Raw genomic sequence first — 1,587 nt, 5'->3', positions numbered from 1 at the left:
TTGTCACTGGTGCTGCCGGTTCTACTCTTTTTTGCGGTATTGAACTGCTTTACCACCTATTTATATTATCAGGATTATCAATGTAAAATGGATATCCTGACAGAAGTTGCGGCGGGCGCAGAGACCACCGGCATGGATGTTGCCGCAGGATGGCTGAAAGGAAACGACCATCAAGCCAATGAACAAGGTAAGCAATTATTAGAGCAATACGGGTACTGGGAAAACAAAGGGACTTCGTTTTATGTGCGCTTCCGGCAGAATATCATGATAACCGGCTGTACAAGTGCAGTGCTATGTCTGTCTTTGCTAACGTTCCTGTTTTACCGGAAGAAAGCTGAGGCGAAAGAAAGTCGGAAACGATTGGAGCAGCTAGAGCAAATCCTGATTGCATTTCGGGAAAATCACTTTGAGGTAGTGCCGGACACAGAAGATCATGTCGGGCAGGAAAGACTGAAATTTCAGCTTGAAGCAATCGGACATCATATCCAGCTGCTGCAAGAGGAAGCCAGAGCGGAGAAGGAAAGCACAAAGGAAATGGTATCCGACATTTCCCATCAGCTGAAAACCCCGGTTGCAGCCTTGGATACCTGCTTTAGCATATTGCTGCGGAACAATCTGAGTGAGACGGAGCAACAGGAATTTCGCATCCGCTGCCGGAGTGCATTGGACGGATTGGAAACATTGCTGCAGTCTCTGCTGGAAATATCCAAACTGGAGACAGGTTTGATTCAGCTTGATCAGAAAACACTTCCCATTATGGATACGATCATCTCCGCAGTAAACCGAACGTATCCAAAGGCAGCGGAGAAAGGGATAGAACTTATTTTCGACTGCGACGAATCACTGGAGCATTGTGCACTCATGCAGGATAAACGTTGGCTTGGAGAAGCAATCATTAACGTTTTGGACAATGCCATCAAATACAGCCCAGAACATTCAAAAATCACGATCCGTCTACAAAAAAGAACCGGCTTTGTGAGAATTGAGATCGAGGATCAGGGAATCGGAATCCCGCAGAGTGAATACCATAAAATATTCCAGCGGTTTTACAGAGGGACTGCGCCGGAAGTCCGCGAAAAGAGCGGAACTGGCATCGGTCTGTATCTGTCCAGACAGATTATTGAGCAGCATGGTGGGACAATCACGGTAGCCTCCGGCAAAGTCAGAAAAGGAAGTACCTTTTTGATTCAGCTGCCGGAGAATGGACTTTCGTAGAGATGATGAGCAGAAGTCTTTCAAATCTGTAAGACTTCTGCTCTCTTTTTGAAAGTGAAATGAAAGGTTCCTTTGATACAATGCTGGTAAATAAGAAAAGGAGGCCATTGGAGTGGGCGTGATATTAGAAACGAATCAGCTTTGCAAATTTTATGGGACGGGGGAAAATCAGGTCAAAGCCGTCAATCATGTGAATATCCAGATTGGGCAGGGAGAATTTGTCGCCATTGTCGGAAAATCCGGCTCCGGAAAAAGTACCCTGCTGCATATGCTGGGCGGGCTGGATACACCAACCAGCGGCAGCGTGATCTTGTCTGACAAGGACCTGTATTCCATGAAGGAGGATCAGCTTGCCGTTTTCCGGAGAAGAAA

Annotated in this window: 2 protein-coding genes; both read left to right on the top strand. The window is 46.6% G+C overall.

The window, feature by feature from the left end:
- The coding region (locus ACZMB2_RS14215) for a sensor histidine kinase (RefSeq protein ID WP_487597197.1) at window positions 1–1,215 on the top strand (1,215 nt) is incomplete at its 5' end.
- A gap of 112 nt (window positions 1,216–1,327) precedes the next feature.
- Window positions 1,328–1,587, top strand: a 260-nt coding sequence (locus tag ACZMB2_RS14210) for an ATP-binding cassette domain-containing protein (protein ID WP_487597196.1), incomplete at its 3' end; no start/stop codon positions are given.

The sequence above is a fragment of the Hominiventricola sp. genome (genome assembly GCF_057604405.1).
This window is presented reverse-complemented; position numbering and strand designations above follow the sequence as displayed.